Annotated in this window: 23 protein-coding genes and 2 tRNA genes; 8 read left to right on the forward strand and 17 right to left on the reverse strand. The window is 34.6% G+C overall.

Annotation, left to right across the window (positions count from 1 at the left end):
• Positions 1 to 18: 18 nt before the first annotated feature.
• Entirely contained in the window at positions 19 to 1,566 is a 1,548-nt protein-coding gene (locus tag AAC084_RS19625) for an NAD(P)H-hydrate dehydratase (RefSeq protein ID WP_339842026.1), read from the forward strand.
• Between the two features lie 24 nt (positions 1,567 to 1,590).
• Here AAC084_RS19625 and AAC084_RS19630 read toward each other — a convergent pair whose 3' ends face one another.
• Positions 1,591 to 1,992: an STAS/SEC14 domain-containing protein gene (locus AAC084_RS19630; RefSeq protein ID WP_339842027.1), complete on the reverse strand. Its 402-nt coding sequence runs from the start codon at positions 1,990 to 1,992 to the stop codon at positions 1,591 to 1,593.
• A 210-nt stretch (positions 1,993 to 2,202) separates the two neighbouring features.
• Positions 2,203 to 4,755 (reverse strand): ATP-dependent Clp protease ATP-binding subunit, encoded by a 2,553-nt coding sequence (locus AAC084_RS19635; RefSeq protein WP_339842028.1) that lies wholly within the window; start codon positions 4,753 to 4,755, stop codon positions 2,203 to 2,205.
• Between the two features lie 258 nt (positions 4,756 to 5,013).
• On the opposite strand from AAC084_RS19635, the gene gyrA reads away from it, so the two are divergent.
• Positions 5,014 to 7,557 (forward strand): DNA gyrase subunit A, encoded by a 2,544-nt coding sequence (gene gyrA, locus AAC084_RS19640; protein WP_339842029.1) that lies wholly within the window; start codon positions 5,014 to 5,016, stop codon positions 7,555 to 7,557.
• Positions 7,558 to 7,587: 30 nt separating this feature from the next.
• Entirely contained in the window at positions 7,588 to 8,850 is a 1,263-nt protein-coding gene (locus AAC084_RS19645; protein ID WP_339842030.1) for a tetratricopeptide repeat protein, read from the forward strand.
• Between the two features lie 189 nt (positions 8,851 to 9,039).
• Here AAC084_RS19645 and AAC084_RS19650 read toward each other — a convergent pair whose 3' ends face one another.
• Positions 9,040 to 9,294, reverse strand: coding sequence for a hypothetical protein (locus AAC084_RS19650; RefSeq protein WP_339842031.1), 255 nt, complete (start codon positions 9,292 to 9,294; stop codon positions 9,040 to 9,042).
• A gap of 201 nt (positions 9,295 to 9,495) precedes the next feature.
• Positions 9,496 to 10,671 (reverse strand): acetyl-CoA C-acyltransferase, encoded by a 1,176-nt coding sequence (locus AAC084_RS19655; RefSeq protein ID WP_339842032.1) that lies wholly within the window; start codon positions 10,669 to 10,671, stop codon positions 9,496 to 9,498.
• 121 nt (positions 10,672 to 10,792) lie between these two features.
• Between AAC084_RS19655 and AAC084_RS19660 the strand changes: the two genes are divergently transcribed.
• From AAC084_RS19660 to AAC084_RS19680, 5 genes are all read left to right on the forward strand, one after another.
• Complete coding sequence (locus AAC084_RS19660; protein ID WP_339842033.1) at positions 10,793 to 12,829, forward strand: HDIG domain-containing metalloprotein; 2,037 nt, start codon at positions 10,793 to 10,795, stop codon at positions 12,827 to 12,829.
• Positions 12,830 to 12,937: 108 nt separating this feature from the next.
• A tRNA-Ser gene (locus tag AAC084_RS19665) sits at positions 12,938 to 13,025 on the forward strand.
• A gap of 48 nt (positions 13,026 to 13,073) precedes the next feature.
• Positions 13,074 to 13,148: transfer RNA gene (locus AAC084_RS19670), tRNA-Pro, on the forward strand.
• 254 nt (positions 13,149 to 13,402) lie between these two features.
• On the forward strand, positions 13,403 to 14,668 hold the full coding sequence (locus tag AAC084_RS19675) for a site-specific integrase (protein WP_339842034.1): 1,266 nt from the start codon (positions 13,403 to 13,405) through the stop codon (positions 14,666 to 14,668).
• A gap of 20 nt (positions 14,669 to 14,688) precedes the next feature.
• Positions 14,689 to 15,210: an ORF6N domain-containing protein gene (locus tag AAC084_RS19680; RefSeq protein WP_210707801.1), complete on the forward strand. Its 522-nt coding sequence runs from the start codon at positions 14,689 to 14,691 to the stop codon at positions 15,208 to 15,210.
• Positions 15,211 to 15,251: 41 nt separating this feature from the next.
• Here the strand turns inward: AAC084_RS19680 and AAC084_RS19685 are convergent, their stop codons facing one another.
• From AAC084_RS19685 to AAC084_RS19745, 13 genes are all read right to left on the reverse strand, one after another.
• Complete coding sequence (locus AAC084_RS19685; protein ID WP_244745225.1) at positions 15,252 to 15,746, reverse strand: VOC family protein; 495 nt, start codon at positions 15,744 to 15,746, stop codon at positions 15,252 to 15,254.
• 76 nt (positions 15,747 to 15,822) lie between these two features.
• Positions 15,823 to 16,638 carry a helix-turn-helix domain-containing protein gene (locus tag AAC084_RS19690; RefSeq protein WP_210707802.1) on the reverse strand — a complete coding sequence of 272 codons (816 nt, stop codon included), beginning with the start codon at positions 16,636 to 16,638 and terminating at the stop codon, positions 15,823 to 15,825.
• A gap of 287 nt (positions 16,639 to 16,925) precedes the next feature.
• Entirely contained in the window at positions 16,926 to 17,156 is a 231-nt protein-coding gene (locus AAC084_RS19695) for a DpnI domain-containing protein (RefSeq protein ID WP_244745243.1), read from the reverse strand.
• Positions 17,157 to 17,161: 5 nt separating this feature from the next.
• Positions 17,162 to 18,508, reverse strand: coding sequence for an NAD(P)/FAD-dependent oxidoreductase (locus AAC084_RS19700; protein WP_210707803.1), 1,347 nt, complete (start codon positions 18,506 to 18,508; stop codon positions 17,162 to 17,164).
• A gap of 28 nt (positions 18,509 to 18,536) precedes the next feature.
• A complete protein-coding gene (gene merA, locus AAC084_RS19705) occupies positions 18,537 to 20,240 on the reverse strand; it encodes a mercury(II) reductase (RefSeq protein WP_210707967.1) in 1,704 nt (567 codons plus the stop codon).
• Positions 20,241 to 20,256: 16 nt separating this feature from the next.
• Positions 20,257 to 20,631 carry a YHS domain-containing protein gene (locus tag AAC084_RS19710; RefSeq protein ID WP_210707804.1) on the reverse strand — a complete coding sequence of 125 codons (375 nt, stop codon included), beginning with the start codon at positions 20,629 to 20,631 and terminating at the stop codon, positions 20,257 to 20,259.
• Between the two features lie 54 nt (positions 20,632 to 20,685).
• A complete protein-coding gene (locus AAC084_RS19715) occupies positions 20,686 to 21,027 on the reverse strand; it encodes a heavy-metal-associated domain-containing protein (protein WP_210707805.1) in 342 nt (113 codons plus the stop codon).
• Between the two features lie 17 nt (positions 21,028 to 21,044).
• The gene (locus AAC084_RS19720; RefSeq protein ID WP_210707806.1) at positions 21,045 to 22,022 is read right to left on the reverse strand and encodes a YncE family protein; all 978 of its coding nucleotides are present in this window, start codon (positions 22,020 to 22,022) and stop codon (positions 21,045 to 21,047) included.
• Positions 22,023 to 22,033: 11 nt separating this feature from the next.
• Entirely contained in the window at positions 22,034 to 22,630 is a 597-nt protein-coding gene (gene merTP, locus AAC084_RS19725; protein WP_210707807.1) for a mercuric transport protein MerTP, read from the reverse strand.
• An 11-nt stretch (positions 22,631 to 22,641) separates the two neighbouring features.
• A complete protein-coding gene (locus AAC084_RS19730; protein ID WP_210707808.1) occupies positions 22,642 to 23,013 on the reverse strand; it encodes a metalloregulator ArsR/SmtB family transcription factor in 372 nt (123 codons plus the stop codon).
• A gap of 233 nt (positions 23,014 to 23,246) precedes the next feature.
• Positions 23,247 to 24,047: a DUF4138 domain-containing protein gene (locus tag AAC084_RS19735; RefSeq protein WP_339842035.1), complete on the reverse strand. Its 801-nt coding sequence runs from the start codon at positions 24,045 to 24,047 to the stop codon at positions 23,247 to 23,249.
• A gap of 54 nt (positions 24,048 to 24,101) precedes the next feature.
• Positions 24,102 to 25,079: a conjugative transposon protein TraM gene (gene traM / locus AAC084_RS19740; protein ID WP_339842036.1), complete on the reverse strand. Its 978-nt coding sequence runs from the start codon at positions 25,077 to 25,079 to the stop codon at positions 24,102 to 24,104.
• Positions 25,080 to 25,100: 21 nt separating this feature from the next.
• Positions 25,101 to 25,721: a conjugal transfer protein TraK gene (locus tag AAC084_RS19745; protein ID WP_339842037.1), complete on the reverse strand. Its 621-nt coding sequence runs from the start codon at positions 25,719 to 25,721 to the stop codon at positions 25,101 to 25,103.
• Positions 25,722 to 25,731 lie beyond the last annotated feature (10 nt).

Below are 25,731 nucleotides of genomic sequence, written 5' to 3' on the forward strand. Positions count from 1 at the left end.
TAGTAAAATAAATTAAGAATGAAATTATATAGCGCTAAACAGATTTATAAAGCAGATCAGATTTCCATTAAAAAGGAAGAAATAGTTAGCAATGAGTTAATGGAACGTGCTGCTCTACAGTTGTTTAATTGGATTCATCTGCGTATGCAAGGTGCGCCAGTAAAAATTCATTTGTTTTGTGGTATAGGAAATAATGGGGGAGATGGTATAGCTTTGGCTCGTCATCTTTTGGATCACGGCTATAATATATCGGTTTATATTGTTAACTATAGTGATAAACGGTCAAAAGATTTTTTAATAAATCTAGACCGATTAAAGGATCGAAAATGTTGGCCTAGTTTCATGAATTCGACTGATGAGCTTCCTGAAATTGGAAAAGATGACATTATTGTTGATGGTATATTTGGCATAGGATTGAATAGAACTCCTGATGATTGGGTAATTAAAATTATTCAACATTTAAATATGTCCGAGGCCTTTATGTTATCAATAGATATTCCGTCAGGATTATTTACAGACCAAGGTTCGGAAGATGTAGATGCTATTATAAAATCTAATTTTGTGCTAAGTTTTCAAACTCCTAAATTGGTTTTCTTTTTGCCAGAAACTGGTCCGTTTATAGAACAATGGGAGGTGTTAGACATCGGTTTAGATCCTGAATATTTAAAGAATACCGAAACTGACTATGAATTAATCGGTAAAAATGAAGTATTGAGAATGTACAAGCCTCGTGAAAAATATGGGCATAAAGGTACTTATGGTCATGCTTTAATAATAGGTGGCAGTTATGGTAAAATAGGCGCTGTTTGTTTAGCCGCAAATGCAGCGCTTCATATAGGTAGCGGCTTAGTGACTGCGTATGTGCCAAAAATTGGATATTCAATTCTACAGACTTCTCTACCAGAAATTATGGTACTTACGGATACTAATGAAAATGTGCTTGAAAAGATAGAATTTGATTTGGAGCCTACAGTTGTCGGAATCGGAGTAGGGATGGGAACAAACGATAAAACCGTTGCTGGTTTTACCGATTTTTTGAACAAGAATAAAAAGCCATTGGTAATTGATGCTGATGCGCTTAATATTCTTTCAACAAACAAAGCGCTGTTAAAGAAAATTCCAGATAATACTATTTTGACTCCTCACCCCAAAGAATTGGAAAGGTTAATAGGTAGTTGGAAAGATGATTTCGAAAAGCTAGTTAAGGTTAAGAAATTCACAAAGAAGTATAAATGTATTGTTGTCATAAAAGGAGCACATACTATGGTTGTGCATAATGATAAAGGCTATGTTAATACCACAGGTAATCCTGGTATGGCAACGGCGGGTAGCGGAGATGTGTTAGCAGGAATTATTACTGGATTACTAACTCAAGGGTATTTAGCATTAAATGCCGCAATATTCGGTGTATATCTGCATGGTAAAGCAGGTGATATAGCTGTCGAAAAAACTGGTTATCAGTCTTTAATAGCTTCTTATATCATTGATAACATAGGGAATGCTTATCTCGATTTGTTTAAGATGCCTGAGCAGCCTGTTGCAGAAGAATCAAGTGAACAACAGTAAAATATAAATTTATAGAGATAGAGATTAAGAATTAACTCTTCTTTTTACCCATTTAAGAGCATTGTCAAATTCTATAAAAAACTTCATTGGCTTTTTATAAAACAATTTTTCAATCTTAAAGTTGTGCATGTCTATTTCCTTAACGGAAACTATGGCAAATGCTTTAAGGTTATCTAGTTGTTTTAGGTAATTGTAAATGGTTGGGTCAATTGCAAATGAATTTTTACGCAAACTTATAAATCCAAAGTTTTTATCCCTAAAGTGAATTTCTGAAATACCGATAATTTGGTATGCTCGCTCTAGAGTTAAAGTAGCCCCTTCGTCAAAGATGGATACCATATAATTTTCATAAACTTGAATTTTTCCTGTTTCTAATTCGTACTCACGTACGATGACCTTCTTCTTTTTGGTTGATCCAATTTTCATTCTGCTCGTGTTAATATAGTGTGTCTGATAACGAAAGTAAAATGAACTTTAATCTTTGAATAAATTATTAGTTTAAACGCGTAAATATCGTGCGTACTGCTTATAGCTTCTTTGCGGTGTATTTTATTTCTTACAATTGAAAATTTATTGTACGAAAAAGGAGTCCGATAGCGGACTCCTTTTTATTATAAAAACATATTGTTGAAACCATTAGGTTTTAGGAGTTTCCTCTTCAGTTTTTTCAATTTTAATGGTTAATTCTTCACTCTTTTTATCAAGATCGATGAAAATAGTATCTCCCTCTTTAAGCTTAGAATTCACTATTTCTTCCGCGAGGGCGTCTTCAATATACTTTTGAATAGCTCTTTTGAGCGGTCTAGCACCATACTGCTTGTCGAAACCTTTTTCAGCGATGTAATCTTTTGCACTGTCACTAAGGTTTAAATGATAACCTATATCCTCAATTCTTCTATACAATTTAGCAAGTTCGATATCAATAATTTGATGAATATGTTCTCTTTCTAAGGCGTTGAAGACAATTACATCATCAATTCTATTTAAGAATTCAGGTGCAAATGCTTTTTTAAGCGCATTTTCAATCACTCCTTTTTGATGCGAATCTTCTTGAGATTTTTTGGCTGCGGTACCAAAACCAACACCTTGACCAAAATCTTTCAATTGTCTTGCTCCAATATTAGAAGTCATTATTATAATCGTATTTCTAAAATCAATTTTTCGACCAAGACTATCCGTTAAAAATCCGTCATCTAATACTTGTAAAAGCATATTGAATACATCTGGATGTGCTTTCTCAACTTCATCTAATAGAATAACTGAGTATGGTTTTCTTCTAACCTTTTCAGTTAGTTGACCACCTTCTTCATACCCTACATATCCTGGAGGTGCACCAACTAATCTCGAGATGGCAAATTTCTCCATGTATTCACTCATATCAATACGAATAAGCGCATCTTCAGAGTCAAAAAGTTCTTTTGCTAAAACTTTCGCTAATTGGGTTTTACCTACACCAGTTTGACCTAAAAATATAAACGAACCAATTGGTTTGTTTGGGTCTTTAAGTCCAGCTCTATTCCGCTGTATGGCCTTTGAAACTTTGGCAACAGCTTCATCTTGGCCAATAACATTAGCCTTGATGAGGTCTGGTAACCCGGCTAATTTATTGCTTTCTGTCTGTGCTATTCTATTAACAGGAATACCACTCATCATTGAAACAACATCGGCAACATTGTCTTCACTAACCGTTTCTTTGTTTAGTTTACTGTCATCTTCCCATCGTTCTTGAGCTATGGCAAGTTCTTTTTCTAAACTTTTTTCATCGTCGCGTAACTTCGCTGCCTCTTCATATTTTTGCTTCTTAACGACGCTGTTTTTTAATTCGCGAACATCTTCCAACTTCTTTTCCAATTCAAGAATTTGTTTTGGAACATCCATGTTCACAATATGAACACGTGAACCTGCTTCATCCAACGCATCAATTGCTTTGTCTGGAAGAAACCGGTCTGTCATATACCTACTCGTCAATTTTACACAAGCTACAATTGCTTCGTCGGTATAGGTTACATTATGATGGTCTTCGTATTTACCTTTAATATTATGTAAAATCTCAATGGTTTCATCAATAGTGGTAGGTTCAACAATAACTTTTTGAAAACGTCTTTCTAATGCACCATCTTTTTCGATATACTGTCTGTATTCGTCTAAGGTCGTAGCTCCGATACATTGAATTTCACCTCTTGCCAAAGCAGGTTTAAACATATTAGAAGCATCTAAGCTTCCTGTTGCACCACCTGCTCCAACTATAGTATGAATTTCATCAATGAATAAAATAACATCGTCATTTTTTTCAAGTTCATTCATTACCGCCTTCATTCTCTCTTCGAACTGACCACGATACTTTGTGCCAGCAACTAGCGAAGCTAAATCAAGGGTAACAACTCTTTTGTTGTAAAGAATTCGAGAGACTTTTTTATCAATGATACGTAAGGCCAAACCTTCTGCAATTGCACTCTTACCAACTCCAGGCTCACCTATGAGCAATGGGTTGTTTTTCTTTCTTCTACTAAGAATTTGAGAAACACGTTCAATTTCCTTTTCTCTACCAACAACAGGATCTAATTTGTTTTCTTCTGCCATTTGGGTGAGATCTCTTCCGAAATTATCCAACACAGGAGTTTTAGATTTCTTTGTTCCTTTCTGACCTGAAGTAGCGCCGAAGGTACTTTCTTTTCCTTCATTGGTATCTTCAGAATCACTAGGGAAAGATTCGGCTGTTGGGCCGTCTACCATATCATCGTCACTTGTGATCATAAATTTGAACTGTTCTTTAACTCCGTCATAATCAACCTTTAATTTATGTAAAAGTTTGGTAGTCGGGTCGTTTTCGTTTCTAAGAATACAAAGTAAAAGGTGCGCTGTATTTATCGAGGAACTCTGAAAAAGCTTGGCTTCTAAAAAAGTTGTTTTTAGAGCACGTTCAGCCTGTCTTGTTAAATGCAAGTTCTTCTTGTCTTTTTGGACACCGCTAGCATTAGGGTTGGAAGGGCTAAGAATTTCTACTTTTCTACGTAAATGTTCTAAATCAACTTCCAAGGCGTCTAAAATGCTAATAGCCTTCCCGTTTCCATCTCTAAGAAGCCCTAACATGAGGTGCTCGGTACCGATAAAATCGTGACCAAGTCGTAATGCTTCCTCCTTGCTATAAGCAATTACATCCTTTACTCTTGGGGAAAAATTATCATCCATATACTATATTGTCAACTATAAAATTACTAAATCTCATTCAATCAATGGCAAATACCGTACCTATAATCGTTAAAGTTATTGTAAAACCCGTAAAATGTGAGTATGAAAGAGTAAAATTGAACGTATAAAGTAAAAATTAACATTAGTTGAACAAGTGTTGATAAATTATAACATTATTAAACCCAGTTATTCTTAGAACGCTTAAGATTTAAGTATATTGGCATGCTTTTTTACTAATTAAAAAACAGAAGATTTTAAATGGCTGACGGTGAAAAATTGATTCCCATTAATATTGAAGATGAAATGAAATCTGCTTACATTGATTACTCAATGTCGGTCATTGTGTCACGAGCCCTGCCAGATGTCAGGGACGGATTAAAACCCGTACACAGGAGAGTTCTTTTTGGAATGCATGAATTAGGGGTTAGAAGTAATAGCTCGCATAAAAAATCTGCCCGTATTGTCGGGGAGGTTCTTGGTAAGTATCACCCGCATGGTGATACTTCGGTATATGATGCCATGGTTCGTATGGCTCAAGAGTGGAGTCTACGATATATGCTTGTAGATGGTCAAGGTAACTTTGGGTCTATAGATGGCGATAGTCCTGCGGCAATGCGTTATACGGAAGCCCGTATGCGTAAGATTGCAGATGATATGCTTATAGATATAGAAAAGGAAACAGTAGATTATCAATTGAATTTTGATGATTCTTTGAAAGAGCCTACCGTTCTTCCTACTAGAGTTCCTGCTTTATTGGTTAATGGAGCATCTGGTATTGCTGTAGGTATGGCTACCAATATGCCTCCTCATAATCTAGCAGAAGTCATTGACGGTACAATTGCGTATATCGAGAACAATGACATTGAGATTGATGAGCTAATTACTCATATAAAAGCTCCTGATTTTCCAACAGGTGGTATTATCTACGGTTATGATGGTGTGAAGGAAGCTTTTCACACAGGTAGAGGACGTGTGATGATGCGTGCAAAAGCAACCTTTGAAGAAGTTCAGGGTAGAGAGTGTATCATTGTTCATGAGATTCCGTACCAGGTGAATAAGGCGGATATGATTAAGAAAACCGCAGATCTTGTTAATGACAAGAAAATTGAAGGTATTTCAAATATTAGGGACGAGTCTGACCGTAATGGAATGCGAATCGTTTACATCTTAAAAAGAGATGCGATTCCTAACATAGTATTGAACATGTTGTATAAGTATACGGCATTACAAACTTCTTTTAGTGTTAATAATATAGCCCTTGTAAAAGGAAGACCGCAATTATTGAACATAAAGGAGATGATTCATTATTTTGTTGAGCATCGTCATGAAGTTGTGGTTAGACGAACTCAGTTTGAGTTGAAAAAGGCTGAAGATCGAGCACATATTTTAGAAGGACTGATTATTGCCTCAGATAATATCGATGAGGTAATCGCTATTATAAGAGCTTCGAATAATGCCGATGAGGCTCGAACAAACTTGATGGAACGCTTCAAGTTAAGTGAAATTCAAGCAAAGGCGATTGTAGAAATGCGATTACGTCAACTTACAGGTCTTGAGCAAGATAAGCTTAGAACCGAATATGATGAGATTGTTCTTCTTATTGCAGATTTAAAAGACATCCTAGAGAAAAAAGAACGCAGAATGCAAATCATAAAAGATGAGTTGCAGGAAATAAAGAGTAAGTATGGCGATGAGAGAAGGTCTGTGATTAATTTTGCAGGTGGTGACCTTAGTATGGAGGATATGATACCAGATGAGCAAGTAGTTATTACCATTTCTCACGCAGGGTATATTAAAAGAACTCCATTAACGGAATACAAAACACAGCATAGAGGTGGAGTCGGCCAAAAAGCATCTTCGACGAGAAATGAAGATTTCTTGGAGCATCTTTTTGTTGGAACCAACCACCAATACATGTTATTCTTTACTCAAAAAGGAAAATGTTTTTGGATGCGTGTTTTTGAAATACCAGAAGGAAGTAGAACTTCGAAAGGGAGGGCTATTCAGAACCTTATTAATATTGAACAGGACGATAGTGTAAAAGCGTTCATCTGTACTCAAGATTTAAAGGATGAAGAATATGTGAACGGTCATTATGTTATTATGGCTACTAAAAAAGGTGTCGTTAAGAAAACATCTTTAGAGCAATATTCAAGACCACGTCAAAATGGTATTAATGCAATTACTATTCGCGAGGGTGATGAGCTGTTAGAAGCAAAATTGACGACGGGTACAAGTCAGATATTCTTAGGTCTTAAATCTGGTAAAGCAATTCGCTTTGAGGAAGGTAAAACTAGGCCAATGGGGCGTAATGCTTCTGGTGTTCGTGGTATAACCTTGGCCAATGAAGAAGATGAAGTAATCGGAATGGTTTCAGTTCATAATTTTGAGGATGAAATTTTAGTGGTTTCTGAAAAAGGTTACGGTAAGCGTTCTAGCATTGAGGATTATAGAGTTACTAACAGAGGAGGTAAAGGTGTTAAGACAATTAGTGTTACTGATAAAACTGGCGGACTTGTAGCTATTAAAAACGTAACCGATTCAGATGACTTAATGATTATTAATAAATCTGGTATTGCAATTCGTATGAGCGTTGAAGATTTACGTGTAATGGGAAGAGCAACTCAAGGTGTTAGGTTAATAAATATAAAGGGTAATGATTCAATTGCTGCGGTTGCTAAAGTAATGAAGGATGAAGATGATTTGGAAGAATCAGAAATACTTGATATTGAGGTAGATACTGAGGCTGGCACGGAGATTGATACTGATGATACCGATGATACCGATGAAAAAACATCATAATTTTAAACACTAATAATTAATATATTAAAAATGAAGAATAGGTTATTACTTGTAGCGGCATTGACTTTTACCATGGTCGGTTTCGCTCAAAAGAACGAAATAAAAGATGCAGAAAAGGCTCTCAAGGCTGGTGATGCAGCTGCTGCGCAAACAGCTATTGAAGCAGCATCTGGTACTATTTCATCTGCTGATGAAAAAGTTCAGGCCCAATATTATTTTACAAAAGGTAAAATTTATAGTGACTTGGCAAAAAAAGGAAATAATGATGCTTTTGAAAAATCTGCATCTTCCTTTAAGAAGGTTATCGAGATTGAGGACAAATCTGGGAAGAAAAAATATTCAGATGAGACTAATCAATATATGGCATCATTAACTGCAGATCTTGTTAATTCAGCTGTAAGTGATAATGGAAACAGTAAATTTAAGGAGGCTGCCGAAAAACTTTACATGAGTTATACGCTTAGTCCAAGAGATACTTCTTATTTATATTATGCAGCAGGTAGTGCAGTAAATGGGGGTCATTATGAAATGGCGTTAGATTACTATAATGAACTGCAGGAAATTGGATATGATGGCGGTGGCGTCGTTTATAAGGCAACCAATGCAGCTTCGGGTGAAGTAGAAGAGATGGATAAACTTCAACGTGATCTTATGGTTAAATCGGGAACTTATTCGAATCCGATAGATGAAAAGACACCATCTAAATCAGCGGAGATTGTGAAAAACACTGCTTTAATCTACACTCAATTAGGGCAAGATGAAAAAGCTTTGGAAGCATACCAAGCGGCTAGAAAAAATGATCCTGAAGATGTAAATCTTATTCTTAATGAGGCAAATCTATACTTTAATCAAGGTAACAAGGATAAGTTTAAGGAACTAATGGCTGAAGCAATTGCCTTGGCTCCCGACAATCCAGATCTTCATTATAATGTTGGGGTTATTAGTATGGAGCAAGATAATTATGAGGATGCAAGAGTTTCTTATAAGAAAGCTATCGAAATTGATCCAAAGTATACTAATGCTTATTTGAACCTTTCTACTACTTATGTAAACGAAGGTAATGCATTGATTGATGAAATGAATTCTTTAGGAAATTCAAGAGCTGATATCGCAAGATATGATGTGCTAAAGGAGAAAAAAGATAGTTTATTCAGGCTAGGTGCAGATGTGTTAGAGGATGCATTAAAAGCTAACCCTGGTAGTGAGAATATCATGACCCAGCTTAAAAATATCTATGGAGCAATGGGAGATAATGAAAACTTTTTAAAAATGAAGAAGTTGTTAGGTGAGTAATCTAACTTTCGTTTATAATTTAAAAGGCCCTTTTTAAGGGCCTTTTTTTATGTGCTTTTTTTGATAACCCTAAGTTGATGGGTTTAGGTTCTAAGATCGTTATTGAATACGTATAATCCACACTGCAAATTCTTGCTTTCCTATTTACGTGAATCACGTAATTAATTTACATAATTTAATCTACTTGATCTATGGCGCCATTAGTGTTTTTAAAAACGCTAAATCACCTGCCTCATTTTCTTCCACAAAACTCATGGCTAAACCTTGTGTAGTTTGCTTGTCAGCTTTTCGCAAAAGGTTATAGCCATTTATCTTAGGTACTATTTGGGTAAAACTGTCTCTATCTATTTCGAAAGGTATTCTTCCTCCTTTTGTTTCTGGAGAAATTAAATAAAGCAAAGAAGTCTTAACCAGTTTATTCTTAGGTTGTAGGTTCTTGATCACCCCTCCATTAAAATATATGCAAATTAATGGAGTATCGGGTTTGTTTGAACCTAAAAGTATTGTTGTTAACTATTGATTTTCATATTGAAAATCTTAAGATATTCGCCGAGCCATAACTGTATAGCTAATGCAGGTATTTCTTTGGGCGTACTTCTTACCTGGATAACACTTTAGTGACAGTTACCGTATACTGTAACTTTCTTATATTCTTTCAATGATCATAGCGGAAGCGCCGCCGCCACCATTACAAATTGCCGCTGCACCAAGTTTAGCATTGTTTTGTTCTAATACGTTCATTAATGTAATGAGTATTCGAGCACCTGAACATCCCAATGGATGCCCTAATGAAACTGCACCGCCATTAACATTTACGTTGGTGTCATTCAATCCTAACAATTTCATATTAGCAAGACCAACAACCGAGAATGCTTCATTAAATTCAAAGAACTCAATATCTTCTAATGATAAATTTGATTTAGCCAAAGCTTTTGGCAGTGCTTTGGCTGGTGCGGTTGTGAACCACTCTGGCTCGTGAGCTGCATCAGCATAACTTTTAATAACAGCTAAAGGTTTTAAATTTAGCTCGTTAGCTTTTTCTCTACTCATTAATACCACCGCTGCCGCTCCATCGTTTATAGTCGAGGCATTCGCAGCGGTAACAGTACCATCCTTTGAAAATGCAGGTCTTAAATTCGGAATTTTATCCATGAATACATTAGTGTACTCCTCATCTTTTGATATTATTTTAGGTTCACCACGTCTTTGGGGAACGGCTACTGGTATTACCTCATTATCAAATTTGCCATCTTCCCATGCTTTTGATGCTCTTGTGTAAGATTGAACAGCATATGCATCTTGATCTTCTCTACTAAAATTATATTTAGCTGCACAAGTATCTGCACAGATACCCATAGCGTTTTCATCATATGCATCTACCAAACCATCTTTTTGCATACCATCGATTAACGTTGATGGGCCAAATTTAGTACCTGTTCTCATTTGTACATAATGAGGTATAAGGCTCATATTTTCCATACCGCCTGCAACTACGATATCTGCGTCACCTAATGCGATAGCTTGAGCGCCTTGCATTATTGCTTTCATGCCAGATGCACATACTTTATTTATGGTTGTACAAGGAACTGTATTTGGAATTCCTGCAAATATAGCAGCTTGTCGGGCAGGTGCTTGACCTGTTCCTGCCTGTACAACATTCCCCATTAGTACTTCATTTACTAGGTTAGGGTCTAGATTTATTTTCTTTAATGCACCTTCAATAGCTATTGCACCTAATTTTGGAGCAGGTATTGTAGATAATCCGCCCATAAAACTGCCTATGGGTGTTCTTACGGCTGAAACAATAACAACTTCTTTCATGTTTTTATTAATTTGATTTAACGAAATTACTAAATTCTATAGCAACCCAACGGATATCGTTTCAATTACTAGATATCAGTTTATTATTTTCTATTTTTGATGAACATATTAATTTTCTCTTTTGGATAACCTATACAAACAGCAATCGCTAATTTTCAAGTATATACTATATATAGCGGCTGTTGCATTTATAGTTTTCTTCTTACCTAAAGGAGGTAAGTTTAAGTATGAATTTCAAAAAGGAAAGCCTTGGCAGTTTGAAAATCTCTATGCGCCATTCGATTTTTCGATTAAAAAAACTGATTCTGAAATAGCGAAAGAACAGCAATCTATTGAAAGTACTCAGCTTCCATATTATAATTATGATCAAAAAATAGTTGATGATGTTCGTGAAAAATTTGAAAGAAAATTTGACGAAAAATGGAATAATACTGGATTAAGAAATAGTCAAAAAAATCGGTTAGAACATTTTTCAAAGGCGATTTTAGATTCCATTTATGTTAAAGGAATTTTACAAAATAATGGAAAGCAAATACAGCAAAGTTTTATTTATCTAGTAAAGGATAATGAAGCTAAGAAAGTAAGAGTTTCAGATTTTTATAGGGTCAATGAAATAAATGAACTAGTAGCCAATGTTTTGGTAAAGAATGACTTATCAATTTTTGAAAATGAAACGCAATCACTCTTTTTTGATTTAATTGCTCCAAACGTAAGTTTTGATAATAACTTAACTCAAAAAGCAAGAAACGAGGCTTTGTCTAAGTTGTCTTTCACTAGAGGTACAGTAGATCAAGGCAGATTAATTATTGCCAAAGGGGAAGTTGTAGAGGCAGAGAATTTAAAAGTATTAGAATCATTAAAAGCCGAATACGAATCAGAATTATGGACCGCTAGTAATTATTACTATATTCTAATAGGGTATACGGTATTAGTTGCACTTGTGCTATTGATGCTTTTTCTATTTCTTAAAAAATATCGAAAAACAGTTTACGACAATAATGTCAAGGTGACCTTCATATTTTTTAATATATTATTGATGGTGTTTATAACCACCATGGTTATAAAGTATAATGATCAATTGGTATTTGTAGTGCCATTGTGTATTCTTCCATTAATTTTAAAAACATTCTTTGATGCTAGGCTTGGACTTTTTGTTCATGTGCTAGCGGTATTGATTTTAGGTTTTGTAGTCCCTAATAGTTTTGAATATATTTTTCTTCAGATTATTACGGGCATTGTGACCATACTAACCGTTTCTGAGTTGTACAAACGAGCTAATTTGTTTGTAAGTGTAGGTCAGATAACATTGATTTATATTATTGGATATTTGGCTTTCCATACCATTCATGAAGGTGATTTAAGTGATATCGAGTGGTACACTTTAGGGCTTTTTCTATTAAATGGTATGATAACATTATTCGTACAGCCGTTAATCTATATCTATGAAAAGTTATTCGGACTTGTATCTGATGTGTCGCTATTAGAGCTTTCCGACACTAATTCTAAGTTGCTAAAAGAACTCTCTAATAAGGCACCGGGCACATTTCATCATTCATTACAAGTGGCAAATTTGGCAGAAGCTGCGGCAAACGAGATAGGAGCAAATGCTATGTTGGTTAGGGTTGGGGCATTATATCATGATATCGGTAAAATGAACGATCCAACATTCTTTACAGAGAATCAGATTACTAATGTGAATCCGCATGATGAACTAACCCCTAAGGATAGCGCTAGAATTATAATTGACCATGTAATTAAAGGAATCGAAATAGCAAGAAAGAATAATATTCCTGATAGAATTATAGATTTCATTCGTTCGCATCATGGAACAACATTTGTTTATTACTTCTATAAGAAACAAAAAGACTTGGATGGTGAGGTGAATGAGGAAGATTTTAGATACCCCGGGCCATTACCTTTTTCTAGGGAAACTGCAATTTTGATGATGGCAGATTCAGTTGAAGCTGCATCGAAAAGTTTAAAGGACCCTACTTTTTTGGTGATTGATGAATTTGTGGATAAAATAATTTCAGGGCAAATGAAGGCAAATCAATTTTTGAATGCAGATATCACATTTAAAGAAATCGAAACTATTAAGAAAATATTCAAGCAAAAGTTAATAAACATATATCATTTGCGTGTAGAATATCCTGAGTAACAGGGGTCTAAATTTTTATTGAAAAAAACATAAAAAAATAGTTGTTTAAGACGATTGATAAATCTACATTTGCAACCGCTTTAGGGCGATGTTCATTTAAGATATTTAGGAGAGGTGCCTGAGTGGCCGAAAGGAACGGTTTGCTAAATCGTCGTACACCAAAAGTGTACCCAGGGTTCGAATCCCTGTCTCTCCGCAAGAGTCTGTGTGAGAAGACAGATTATTAAAATTTTGATAACCATCTCGGGGTGTAGCGTAGCCCGGTTATCGCGCCTCGTTTGGGACGAGGAGGTCGCAGGTTCGAATCCTGCCACCCCGACTTTATATAGTATCAATCTATACCAAAAACCTGTTAATCGTATGATTTACAGGTTTTTCGGTTTTTAAGAATATCATAAGAATTGATATGATTTGATTAAAAACGTCAACAAATCGGATAACAAATTGAAATTTCAAAAAGTGTTGACCAGATTTATAGCCAACGGTTTATGAATCAATAAATAAATGTATCTTTATAAGTGATTTGACTTTCGTCTGATAACAACGAATTATTGTTAACTAAAAGACGAAATAATGAAAACATCTTCCACCTTCAGTATTTTGTTCTGGGCTGACTTCTCCAGGGCAAAAAATGACCAAGCATCAATTTACGCAAGAATTACGGTAAATGGCAAACGAGCAACTATCAGTTTAAAACGAAAAGTTTTAGTTTCTGATTGGGATGTCCATAAAAACAGGGCTCGTGGAACTAACCAAAAATCAAGGATTCTTAACAGTTATTTAGATGAAACTTATAATCATCTTTTTAAATGCTATCGGGATTTAATGGCTGAACATAAGTTGATTACTTCACAATCCATCAAAGCAAGATATTTTGGTCAAGACGAAAATAATCATTCCATTATGGATATTGTCAATTACCATAATGAGGATATGGTAAACAAATTAAAATGGGGAACACAGAAGAATTATTTTACTACACAAAAGTATGTTTCCAAATTTTTGCTAAAGTCCTATAAGACCTCTGACCTCTATTTACGGGAACTTGATTATCACTTTATCATAAAATTTGAGAAATATCTTAGAGGTTATGTACCCGAAGACCATCAGAAGCCGATGGGTAATAATACCGTAATGAAGCATATTGAGCGCTTTAGAAAGATGATAACCTTATCGCATAAATTGGGTTGGATTCAACTTGACCCATTTATCAATTTCAAATCTAAATTCATTAAAAACGAAAGAGGCTTTTTAAGCCTCGAAGAGCTTCAAGAGATAGAAAATAAGCAATTTAGCATTCATAGATTGGAATTAGTTAAGGATTTGTTTGTTTTTAGTTGCTATACAAGTTTAAGTTATATCGATGTCATCCATTTAACTGCGGATAATATATGTATAGGAATTGACGGCGAACTTTGGATTTATTATAAACGGGAAAAAACGACAAAGCCCATACGAATACCTTTGTTGCCAAAAGCACTACAAATTATTGAAAAATATAAAAGTAGTCGTAAGTCTATTTCTCAAGGAAGTATATTTCCTAAAATATCAAATCAAAAACTAAACTCTTATTTAAAGGAAATTGCGGATGTCTGCGGTATTAAGAAGAACCTTACTTTCCACATTGCCCGACATACATTTGCCACAACGGTAACATTGAGTAATGGGATGCCCATAGAGACGGTTTCAAAATTGTTGGGCCATTCTCGAATATCCACTACCCAAATTTACGCCAAGGTTATTGAACGTAAAGTGAGTGACGATATGCAAAAATTAAGGGCCCAATTCAACGAGAGAGAAAATGAGCCTATCTCAAAAGTGATTTCTCAAAACTCATAATATCCTTAAATAAAAAGACAATGGAACTATCAATAATAAAAAATAAAATTCATCATATCCAAGGAAACAAAGTACTACTTGATTTTGACCTCGCGGAACTTTATGATGTGGAAACCAGAGTGCTTAAACAAGCCGTTAGACGTAACCTAAAACGTTTCCCGGATGATTTTATGTTTCAGCTTTCAAAGGACGAGTGGAAAGAGGTTATCACAAATTGTGATAACCTCCCAGAGAATATAAAATTTAGTCCCGCTACCCCTTTCGCCTTTTCCGAACAGGGTGTAGCAATGCTTTCTAGCGTGCTCAATAGCGACAAGGCCATTGACGTAAACATATCTATTATGCGTGCATTTGTTGCTCTAAGACAACATCTTACGGATTATAGCAACCTCAAAGTACATATTGCCCAACTAGAAAAAGAAATGAACATAAAATTTAAGGATATCCATCAAGCATTAAATTATTTACTGCAAAAAGACAAAGTGCAACTTGAACAGCAGAACAGGGGGCGAATTGGTTTTAAAACGGGAAAGAAAAATTAGTATAGTACTGTTTTCTTGTGCTATCGCTCTTTTACCTTTACTTAATTCGGGGAATGCAAACCGAGTTTATTTCCTTCCGAGTCAAGAAATAGTGCATAATAACCACTTTCATCTGCGTGAATTGATTTTGGAACAATTATTTCTCCACCATTATTCTCGACTTTATCAAGAATAATTTGAAGATTATCTCCGCCATTAAGGTATATTGTTACTCCGTTAGCAGAAGGTTTGTATTCTTCTCCTTTCATAATAACTCCTGTTACCATTTGTTCTTCGTATGGGAATATTCCCATTTCCATTCCTGGCATTTCCATTTTCTCAATGTTAACGCCTAAAATTGCTTGATAAAAATTTACTGCTCGTGAAATATCAGTTGCTGGAATTTCAAAAATTGAAATATGACTTTTCATTTCTTTTGTTTTTTGATTAATGTTAGTTTCAACCGAGATAGTTTCGGTATTTGATTTGTTTCGGCTATTACAGGCTATAAAACTAAAGGAAAGAATTATGGCTGTACAAAGTATCGATTTTTTCATTGTTGCCCTGTTTGATTTGACAAGACAAATTTAGATTACGTGGAAATATCAAAATTGTAAAAATGCGACACGTTGTCTATTTGTAGAAAAGTATAGAAAGAGTCATATTTTCGTTTCCTAAAAAATCTTTCGGGTTTATTCCGGTAAACTCCTTAAAGTCTTTGATGAAATGTGCTTGGTCGAAATATTCACTTTCGTATGCAATGTTAGTTAAGGTGTCAGTCTTTTTGTTCAGCAACATTTTTAATGCAGTTTGAAGTCGGATTACTTTGCCTAATTGTTTTGGGCTAACACCAATTTGCTTTACAAAATTTCGTTCAAGTTGTCTCCGTTTTGATAAATCTTCTTTAAGAATTGTATTTATCGATGCACTTCCATTCGTTGCTAAAAGTGTATCAATTGTAGTTCTTACGATATTGTCAATTGTAGTTTTTTCATTTAACTTATTTAAAAGGAAATTTTCTATAATTTCTATTCTTTCATTACTATTGGTTGCCTTAATTATTTTTTGTTCCAATTTGCTTGTTGTTTTTTTTCCAAACAACAATTCCATTGGCGTTTCTTTATTTGCCAAGTCCTTTAAAGGCATTGTAACGAAGTTCGCAAAACCGTATGGGTAAAATCGAATTGCAAACGTATTCACATAGCCGGTCGGCTCTATATAAAAGGGTTCAATTGTCTGTCCGAGAACCATCGCACGAGGTTGTATAATGAATTCATTTTCAAAAGTGTATCGTTTAATGTCGTCTCCAAGTATAAAAGCCATTTCAATTGTTCCGTCTGGAATTATCCGCTGTCTTTGTGCATTAGATTCAGCAGGAACTTCTAAAGTCCAATAGCAACTGACAAGAGATTTCAAATCAGAATTTGGTTGAAATGTTTGGTAATTCATTTATTGATTGGTATTTTTTTGAATGACGCACAAAATTGTATAAGCAAAATGCATTTATATACAGTATAACTTCAAGTTTGTTATATTTCTAACAAAGATACTTTTTTAATCACAAAAAAAAGAGGTAACAATACCTCTTAAATTCTGGTCTCTAAAACCACTTTTCCACTTCATTCAGTTCTAACATCAACCATTCATTATCTTATAAACAGCGCTTGAAAGCATATAAACAACAAAGTGGGTAGCGAATTGGTTTTAAAAATAATAGGGAAAATTCAATGAATTGATTAGCAACAACTTGAATCATTACAACTTTTATTTTCTTGAATTGGTGGACAAGCAACTGTTCCGAATGAGCAATAAACACAACAGTCTCCTTCTTTTGGTTTCAATACCTTTTTACAATTCTCACATTCGTAGAAAAACTGACAAGCGTTCGTTGGCATATCTTCTACTTTTTTATGTCCGCAGTTTGGACAGGTGATTTCTGATTTTAATATAGTTAGTTTCCATTCAATTTTTATTAAAGCATATGTGGTATGTCGGAAGCCAATGTTGGATATGAGAAAATCATTGTTCTAATATCCTTAACTTTCATCTTTGTTTTTATTGCCATTGCAAAGATATTTATTGTTTCTTCTGTATGTGGCCCGATTAAATGCGCTCCCAAAATTGTTTGAGTCTCTTTGTCAATTATAGTTTTGAAAGCATATTCTTCAACGTTTAAACGTTTGGCATTGAACCAATCGCCGACCTCTTTATAATTTATCCGAATATGGTAGTTCAGCTCTTTGGCTTTCGATTCAGAATAACCAACAGAAGCCATTGTAGGCAAAGTAAAAACTACCGTTGGCATTGGCGGATAACTTATTTCTTTAGAATTGCCTTTGATGATATTTGAAGCAACCGTATGACCTTCCAAAACTGCAACTGGCGTTAAGGGCAAACCTTCTGAATCTGCGGCATCGCCTGCTGCATAAATATGAGGGTTTGAAGTACTTTGAAGGTATTTGTCTACCGTAACACCTTTTTTAGTAAAGGCTATGTTGGCTTTGTCTAAATTTAAATCAAATATTGCTGGTGGACGGCCGGCAGAATTAAAAACAGCTTCGGCTTTGAAATATTCTGTTTTTTCCGCGGATTTACCCTTCACTTGATACTGGTTATCCACTTTCTCAATAGCCGTAACATCTGTATTCAGAATGAGTTTTATACCTAATTCTTTTGTGGCAGAAACAAGATGTTTTACAATATCCTGTTCAAAATTTTCCAAGGGGTTTTCTCCACGATGAACAATAGTTACTTCTGCTCCACATCTAGCCGCGATATGCGCAAACTCAAAAGCGATATACCCACCACCGATAAATAATAAAGATTTTGGTAATTCTGCTAAATTCAAGAAATCGGTACTGGATTTGGCAAAATGACCACCTTCAAATTCTAAAACCCGTGGCTTGGAACCCGATGCGATTACAATTTTGTTAGCTTTTACTTTATCGTTTCCAACTTCCAATGTGTTTTCTGACAAGAATCTAGCTGAACTATGAAAAGTGTCTATTCCGTTTTTTTTATATCCTTTTTCGATTTTTGGTGGCATTTCATCCACAAATGATTGTTTAAAGGCCATTATGTCCTTCCAATTGACTTTAGGTATGGTATCAATGCCGTAACCTTTAAGCCTTTTGGCAAAGTCTCGTACTTCCGTAGCGCCTATAATCACTTTTTTTGGGTCACAACCTCTCAATGCACAAGTGCCCCCGTAAGGTAATTCATCCGTTATTCCGACTGTCAAGCCTTTTGAGGCACATTTATTGGCGATGGTCATTCCTGCCATTCCCGAACCAATTATAAATACATCGTAATTTTTCATATAAAAATTATTTTCTTGTTTAGCTAAACTAACTTGCACAACAACTTAATTTGGAAACATCTTTTCCAAACGTAATTGCTGCTAATTTGATTCCTTCTCCTAATGTTAAATAAGGGTAAAAACTTTCAGCTAAATCTTTTACTGTAATGCCAAACTTAATCGCCATACTTAATTGTTGAATAAGCTCGCCTCCTTCTGGGGCTATAACTCTAGCACCAATTAATTTATCGGTTTCAGTATTACGAATCAATTTAATGAAGCCTCTTGTGTCTTGTGCGGCCAATGCCCTAGGAACGTGCTTTAAGTCTAATTTACTCACTTCAAAAGGAATACCTTTTGCTTCAGCTTCTATTTCATCCATTCCTGCACCAGCAATTTGAGGGTCCGTAAATACGACCCAAGGTAATGATTTATAATCCACACTATTCTTCGACAATGAAAATGCATTGTTTACTGCTGTATTGCCTTCGGTGGCAGCTGTATAAACGAATGCCGGTGTATTTGTTACATCTCCTGCGGCATAAATATTAGAAACATTGGTTTCCATTTTTTCATTAACTACAATTTGTCCACTTTTGGTTAAGTTTATATCAATATTTTCAAGACCTAATTTAGATGTGTTTGGTTTTGTTCCGGTGGCAACAACAATATGTCCTTTCTCAATGATTTGAGTTGTCGAACCATCAGGACAGTTGCAGTGAATGATAGTATCATTACCCCGCTTTTCGAATTTAAAGGCTCGAAAATTTGGTAAGATTTCAATACCCTCACTTTTCATTTGCTCTACCAAAACATCTGTAATATCACTGGTTTGGCTACGTAATGGTCTATCCGTAAATTCTATAATACGCACTTTTACACCCAATCGGCTATAAGCTTGTGCTATTTCTAATCCAATATATCCAGCTCCCATTATGGTTAGGCTCTTTGGTTTTTCTTCCAAATCAAATAAAGAAACATTAGTTAAGTAGCCTACTTTATTTAATCCTTCAATGTTTGGAATGTTTGTTGTCGCTCCGGTTGCTATAACAATGTTCGTTGCACTGTATTTATCTTTTCCATCTACAACAATGGTTTTATTATCTACAAATTCAGCCCACCCCTTTAGCATTGTTAGATTTTCAAAATCACTTACAACATCCATATATTTTTGTTGCTGTAATGCCGAAACCAACTCTTTTTTATCTTTAATAATTTGTTTAAAATCAATATCTACACCTCTTGGTTTAATACCCTTAAAATTAGAATGTGTAGCGTGATATGCAGTTTCGGCAGCTCTAATTAAGTTTTTTGACGGAACGCATCCAACATTTACACAAGTACCCCCAAAATCTAATCCACCATTTACCATTAGTATCGTAAGCCCTAAACCTTCAGCTTTTATCGCTGCTGAAAATGAAGCAGAACCACCACCAATAACAATTAAATCAAATTGATTTTTATTTTTATTGGATTCTTTAGAGATTGTAGTATCAGAAGTTGAAGAGAAAGAATCCTCTTTTTCAATACCATTTATAACAGAATAATTACCAATGTCATTTACTGCATTGATTAATTCTTCTTTACCCATTTTATTTGTATCAAAAGTAAATTCTCCTTTTCCAGTTTCGTGATTTACATTGCTATTTATAATACCATTGGTCTTATTCATAACTTTTTCGATATGTGAAGAACAACCATTACAGGTCATCCCGTTTATTTCTAATGTGATTTTTTCTATATTTTGTGACATATTTTTTTCATTTTTATTAGCAACACAAATTATTGAATAGTCCCTCATATTCAATTTTACCCATCAACCTATCCAAATAGTATTCAGGCTTTTCCTCAAATGTGGAAATGCAATGTGGGCATCTGCAAAAAGGTATTACTGTGTTTTTGTACTTTACTCCTGTAGTATGAGCTATGTTTTTTTCAGCAAGACATACTGGACAAACAATTACATTTTTGATTTCCTCTATATATTTACTGGGATTTTTATCAAATATTTTTGCGCATCCTGAACAGCAAAAAGAATAAGATTCATCTTTATATGTTGATTTTGTTGCGGATGTATCTTTTATACCTAGCCTTACTAACGAACATCCACAAGTAGGGCAAACCTTTGATTTAAATTTTTTCATTGCTATAAAGGGTTACTTAATTAAAAAATTATAAGACATATTGAAAGCCTCTGTCTATACTTTATCCTTTAGTAATTCTACTTTATACCCTTTCTTCTCAATTACAGCTTTTAAGGCTTCGATACTCGTCTTTGTTTTATCAAATTGTATAACCGCAATGTCGCCTGGGTATTCAACAGAATGCTCCGTAACGCCGTCAACTGCTTTAACTGCTTTATATATACCGTTAGAACAACCGGCACAGGTTATTCCAGTTATTTTGAAGTGAACAGTTGTCAAATTTTGTTCGTCAACAGACGTTTCGACTTTTTGTGCTTCCAAGTTTTTGTTTTGTGCGGTGGCTTCAACAGAAAACAGAACTAAAGCTAGAACGGGAATTAAAATAATATTTTTCATAACTAAATATTTTAAGATTATTTATTGATTATTGATATTGAATTATCTCCATAATTAGAAACATATAATTTGTTTCCAACAGGCATTACACCAATGGGCTTATTACCTGTTTCATAAGAAGTTGATTTCTTTTCGAGTGTAACCGCATCATACACGTAAACTTCTGACAAATCAAAACTTACAACGTATAATATATTTTCATCTTCGGATAAGATTGCTTCTTCGGGGGTTTTTATGTTTTCTATTTCCTTTACAATTTCTCCGTTTTCGGTATCTATAATATGAATTTTATTTCCAAAGAAATTACTTATATATAATAGTGAATGGTCTTTGTTGCCGTGTATGAGTTCAGGTTTTCCTCCTGTTTTAAGGATGGATTGTTTTCCTGTTTCTATATCAATCACAGAAATGCTTCCATCTTCCGTATTGGTAACAAACAGCTTTGAATCATTCTCCGAGATGCCTATTCCATCCGGTCCTTTTCCTGTAGGGAATGTTTTTAATATATTGAGAGTAGTAGCGTCCAGTTGCAACACTTTATTTTCATCTATTGCTATTGCATAGATTAAATTTCCTTTTTTATTTGCAGTAATTCCACCTATATGAGTTTCAAATAGTTTCTCTTTTAGAGTGGTATGATTGTCAAAATCAATGATAACCACTTGCTTATCGTAACCACTAACCGCTACCAAATTACTTTCCGCTAACTGAACAAAACCCCAAGGATACTTTATACCTTCTATATTTTTTATTACTTTATCTGTTTGGGTATCAATAACTGAAATTAATGTGTCCTCCACATTTGCAACATATAAAAATGATTTATCGGGTGTTAGAAATAAGGCGTCTGGTCCTTTGCCAACTTTAATAACTGGATAATCGATATCCTGTGTAGTTAGCTTATTTTCAACTGCGGTTGAATCCGTTTCTTTTTTATTTTCTTTACAAGAAGTAATTACAAATGCAAAAAGAAAGATGATTATATAATTTTTCACAATTAAGAATTTTATTTATTAATTACTTTATAACCTGTAGAATTAATTGCTTTTTCTATATCCTCTTTAGTAGTTTTCGAATTATCGAATTCTACTTTTGCGTTAGCTTTTTCATAAGAAGCATTTACATTTATAATACCTTCTAAATTATTAACTGCGTGCGTTACGTGTTGTTCACAAGAAGCGCAAGTCATACCTTCAACCTCAAAATTCACAGTTTGAATGTTAGATTGATTCACGATAACAACTTCTTTCTTATTATCAGGATAAAAAATGTGAGAGTAATATGGAAAGCTTATTGAGATAGCCGCAAATAGTGTAATTCCTATTAAAAATCCTTTAGTTTGAAACCACTTTGGTTTTGCATCTACTTCGCAACAATCATCAGCTTTTTTGGTCTTTAAATAACTGTACCAAGCATAACCGATGGCCAACACTGCCAATCCTATAAGATAAGGTCTAAAGGGTTCCATCCAAGATAAAGTGGAAGCGCCACCGCCTACGCCAGCGATTAGTGCAATAACTGGTGGAATACAACAGGATGATGCTGCTACAGCTGCAAACAAACCTGTATAGGCTACATTTTTTGAGGTTTTTTCTGTGTTCATTGTTATAAAATTTATGCTATTTTTCTTTCTAATTTGATTGACTTAAAAATACTATTCAGAATATCCGTCTCATCCTTATTCAATGAATAGTATAAGGTTTGGCCTTCTCTCCTTGAGCTTATAATACCTGCATCTTTCATTTTTCGTATATGCTGTGAAACTGCTGGCACGCTCATACCTAAAATATCTGATAAGTCACAAGGACATAGTTCTTTTTCCATATTTAAAAGAAATAGAATCTTTAAGCGCACCTCATTACCTGAAATGGATAATAATTTCGATATTTTTTCAAAATTAATTTCCATACTATTTAATGTGGACATACAATTTAATAACTGTTTGTGGTTGGCTTCAGCTCGGGTACAGGATATTTCAAGTTTCATAGTATTGTTTTAGACGAACAAATATATAATTAATTACGCATTTAAGCAAATACTTAAATACAAATTCCAAAGCGTTTGGAAAATTTTATCTCTTTTTGTTTTTAGAATGCTAAATTAAGAGGTCGTGAAAAATAAATGCACCGTTTGTGGATTAGCTTTTCAATTTATAGTTGGCTTGTTTTAATTTGAACAAAAATGCTTTATTCTCTCAAATAAAATCGATAGACGATTTTTCAAAGCTTTGTTTCCAAAATTATTTTTCTACTTCCTTTTAGTTCCTTCAATTCGAGCATCAACTTTTCATTATCCCCTAAAACAAACTTTGGAATTACGTACACAAAGCATTGACTTTCTCCATCAGTAATGGAATATGGCATTTTGTGTTTGTATATCACGTCTTGTTTCAATCTTTGATAGGAAGCTTTTCGCTTTTTGTTTCCATTGGTTCTATACACATTAAGATAGTCGATTTCAAAACCGATTCCAGACTTGTTCTTGACCTCTATAACCAAATACACTTCAGAAGCATCGTATGCCATTTTTTGCAATTTTAGTTTGATTCCCTTTTTACGTTTCGTTTCAATGCGTTCAAAATTGGATTTTAACAAGTATTCGCTGAATTTTTGAAAATGTGTTATCCTGCTGGAATATTCATTTACTGGTTTGGCAATGGGTTTGTCATTTATTTTTTCAGGAAGTTCACTACCAATGCTTTCATTTTCATTGATAAAATAATTCAATTCTGGAAGTTTTTCAGAATACTTCAGTATATATGAATAAACGCTACCATCACTTGTAACGGTCAATAGGTTGCTTTCCGTTCCAGGCTTTGCCTGTAACAATCCAAAGTATTGTTCCTTCTCACGATTGTATGTGAATACGAAATGGGAAGCTCCGGTGATGCCCTGTCGTATGGGATTGGGAAAAAATAAGGCAACGTTCTTTTGGTCGTTGGCGTAAATGGTGTCCAGCTGTTGCTGTGCTGAAATTGACATTGAAAAAATCAACGATAAAGATGTGATTAAAATTTTCATAAGAGTACGTTTTAATTAATTGCCCTTTAAGGGCTTTTCATAATAATAGTAAGTTTAGTAATTGCCCATTATTGGCTTTCCTTGGTATTTTGTTTTAGGAAGCCTTAAAATGAGTTTGTAATTATCGGTTATCGTAACCTTTACATTTTTGTGGTTACGTTGGAATATTTTCTTGAAACCGCCGACTTGTGGTACACCAGTAATATTAATGTCGTCCACCATATCGCCAACGATTTCATTGGTAACTTCGGCTCTAAAACTGTTTTCAACATAAATCCCTTCGCTACCATCCTGAAAATCATAGGCTTTCAATTTTACTGGCTGATGATTGATATTCTCAATGTCTATGATTGTGCGATTGGGTTTAAAATTGACAAATCCATAAATAGGCGTATTCTTGGAATAGCGTTGTCCATAAATGGTAGCATCTTTTATCAACCGCATTTGTAATCGATAATTGGTTTTGACGGTCTGTGTGCCATCTACTCGTACATAGATGAAATCATCGGTATTTTTTGAATTCAAATTATCATTTTCAATGGGATGCGAGGCAAAAAAGAGTTGATGCTCCAAAGCACGTTCTTTGGCTTCAACATTCGCTTCTTTTTCTACAATGGCATCCGTTGTGTCTTTTTCCTTCTTAATAGGTGGTTTTGGTGGATAGTATCTGGGATTTATATTTTCAAACGTTCTATCTGAATATCGAATCTGACCTTGTTGGTAGATACTATCTACCATCTGCATTTTTTTCTTATCCAATAAATCAGGGTCATATACGCCTGTGGAATCCAACAGACGTTCATCATAAATACTCGGTGCATTGGTCTCCCTTACTTCCTTTAAATCGTTTAGGGCATCCAATTTGGAATCGTATTCCTTTTGGTCGTCTTCCAGTTCCGGTACAGGAATCTGGTTGTTCTCAATGGTCGGTTCTTCGTCCTCGCCCAATACAAGCATTGCATAGCCACCTATAAAAAGCAGGATGCACACCAAGACGATGGAAAAGACTATTTTATTTTTTTCTACTTTCATTCTGTATATTTTTAAATGCCTCTATTGGCTTTCATAATTTTCTAATTTTCGTAACGTACTTTCAAAAAAGTTGGTAATCAGCAATCCGTGGGTATTATTAGGAAAGTTCCTGTCAACGTGAATCAAATTTCCCGTTGTGGTCAATTCGTAAGTATCTGTGATAGTACCTCTATTGATTTCAAAAATGGTTTTCGTTTCAAACTTGTAGGGTTCGTTTTGAATATCAACTTTGGATTCGATATTCAATACTTTTTGAACCAACGAATACTGTAACAAACGGTTATAGACTCCATCAGCTTTTTTCTGTCGGTACAGAGCATCTACAGAACTATTGCCTAACCATAAAGCTTTCTCCAAGTTCTTTTCGTAATTGCTGGCATCTATGTTGTAGAAATAGGTATGGAACAACTCCAGTTGTGCCAAGACTTCAACTTTTATATTTTCTTGTTGAGATACCAGTTTGAGAGGGATAACGCTTCCATCCGTATTGACCACAAAGGCATTGTTAACCGTTTCTTTATGTAGCTTTATGACCATCAATACAGAAATAATGCAGGTTAGCACAGCTCCAATAACGACGGTCAATACTATAAAGCGATTGAGCTTTAAGATGTTGTAAATATTCTTATATGGTGTTTTCATCTGTAAATTA

Origin of the sequence: uncultured Maribacter sp. (genome assembly GCF_963977385.1) — a bacterium.
GTDB lineage: Bacteria > Bacteroidota > Bacteroidia > Flavobacteriales > Flavobacteriaceae > Maribacter.

Coding starts and splice junctions, on each gene's coding strand:
- AAC084_RS19625 (WP_339842026.1), top strand. CDS start 19: ATGAAATTATATAGCGCTAAACAGATTTATAAAGCAGATCAGATTTCC.
- AAC084_RS19630 (WP_339842027.1), bottom strand. CDS start 1,992: ATGAAAATTGGATCAACCAAAAAGAAGAAGGTCATCGTACGTGAGTAC.
- AAC084_RS19635 (WP_339842028.1), bottom strand. CDS start 4,755: ATGGATGATAATTTTTCCCCAAGAGTAAAGGATGTAATTGCTTATAGC.
- gyrA (WP_339842029.1), top strand. CDS start 5,014: ATGGCTGACGGTGAAAAATTGATTCCCATTAATATTGAAGATGAAATG.
- AAC084_RS19645 (WP_339842030.1), top strand. CDS start 7,588: ATGAAGAATAGGTTATTACTTGTAGCGGCATTGACTTTTACCATGGTC.
- AAC084_RS19655 (WP_339842032.1), bottom strand. CDS start 10,671: ATGAAAGAAGTTGTTATTGTTTCAGCCGTAAGAACACCCATAGGCAGT.
- AAC084_RS19675 (WP_339842034.1), top strand. CDS start 13,403: ATGAAAACATCTTCCACCTTCAGTATTTTGTTCTGGGCTGACTTCTCC.
- AAC084_RS19680 (WP_210707801.1), top strand. CDS start 14,689: ATGGAACTATCAATAATAAAAAATAAAATTCATCATATCCAAGGAAAC.
- AAC084_RS19685 (WP_244745225.1), bottom strand. CDS start 15,746: ATGAAAAAATCGATACTTTGTACAGCCATAATTCTTTCCTTTAGTTTT.
- AAC084_RS19690 (WP_210707802.1), bottom strand. CDS start 16,638: ATGAATTACCAAACATTTCAACCAAATTCTGATTTGAAATCTCTTGTC.
- AAC084_RS19700 (WP_210707803.1), bottom strand. CDS start 18,508: ATGAAAAATTACGATGTATTTATAATTGGTTCGGGAATGGCAGGAATG.
- merA (WP_210707967.1), bottom strand. CDS start 20,240: ATGTCACAAAATATAGAAAAAATCACATTAGAAATAAACGGGATGACC.
- AAC084_RS19710 (WP_210707804.1), bottom strand. CDS start 20,631: ATGAAAAAATTTAAATCAAAGGTTTGCCCTACTTGTGGATGTTCGTTA.
- AAC084_RS19715 (WP_210707805.1), bottom strand. CDS start 21,027: ATGAAAAATATTATTTTAATTCCCGTTCTAGCTTTAGTTCTGTTTTCT.
- merTP (WP_210707807.1), bottom strand. CDS start 22,630: ATGAACACAGAAAAAACCTCAAAAAATGTAGCCTATACAGGTTTGTTT.
- AAC084_RS19730 (WP_210707808.1), bottom strand. CDS start 23,013: ATGAAACTTGAAATATCCTGTACCCGAGCTGAAGCCAACCACAAACAG.
- AAC084_RS19735 (WP_339842035.1), bottom strand. CDS start 24,047: ATGAAAATTTTAATCACATCTTTATCGTTGATTTTTTCAATGTCAATT.
- traM (WP_339842036.1), bottom strand. CDS start 25,079: ATGAAAGTAGAAAAAAATAAAATAGTCTTTTCCATCGTCTTGGTGTGC.
- AAC084_RS19745 (WP_339842037.1), bottom strand. CDS start 25,721: ATGAAAACACCATATAAGAATATTTACAACATCTTAAAGCTCAATCGC.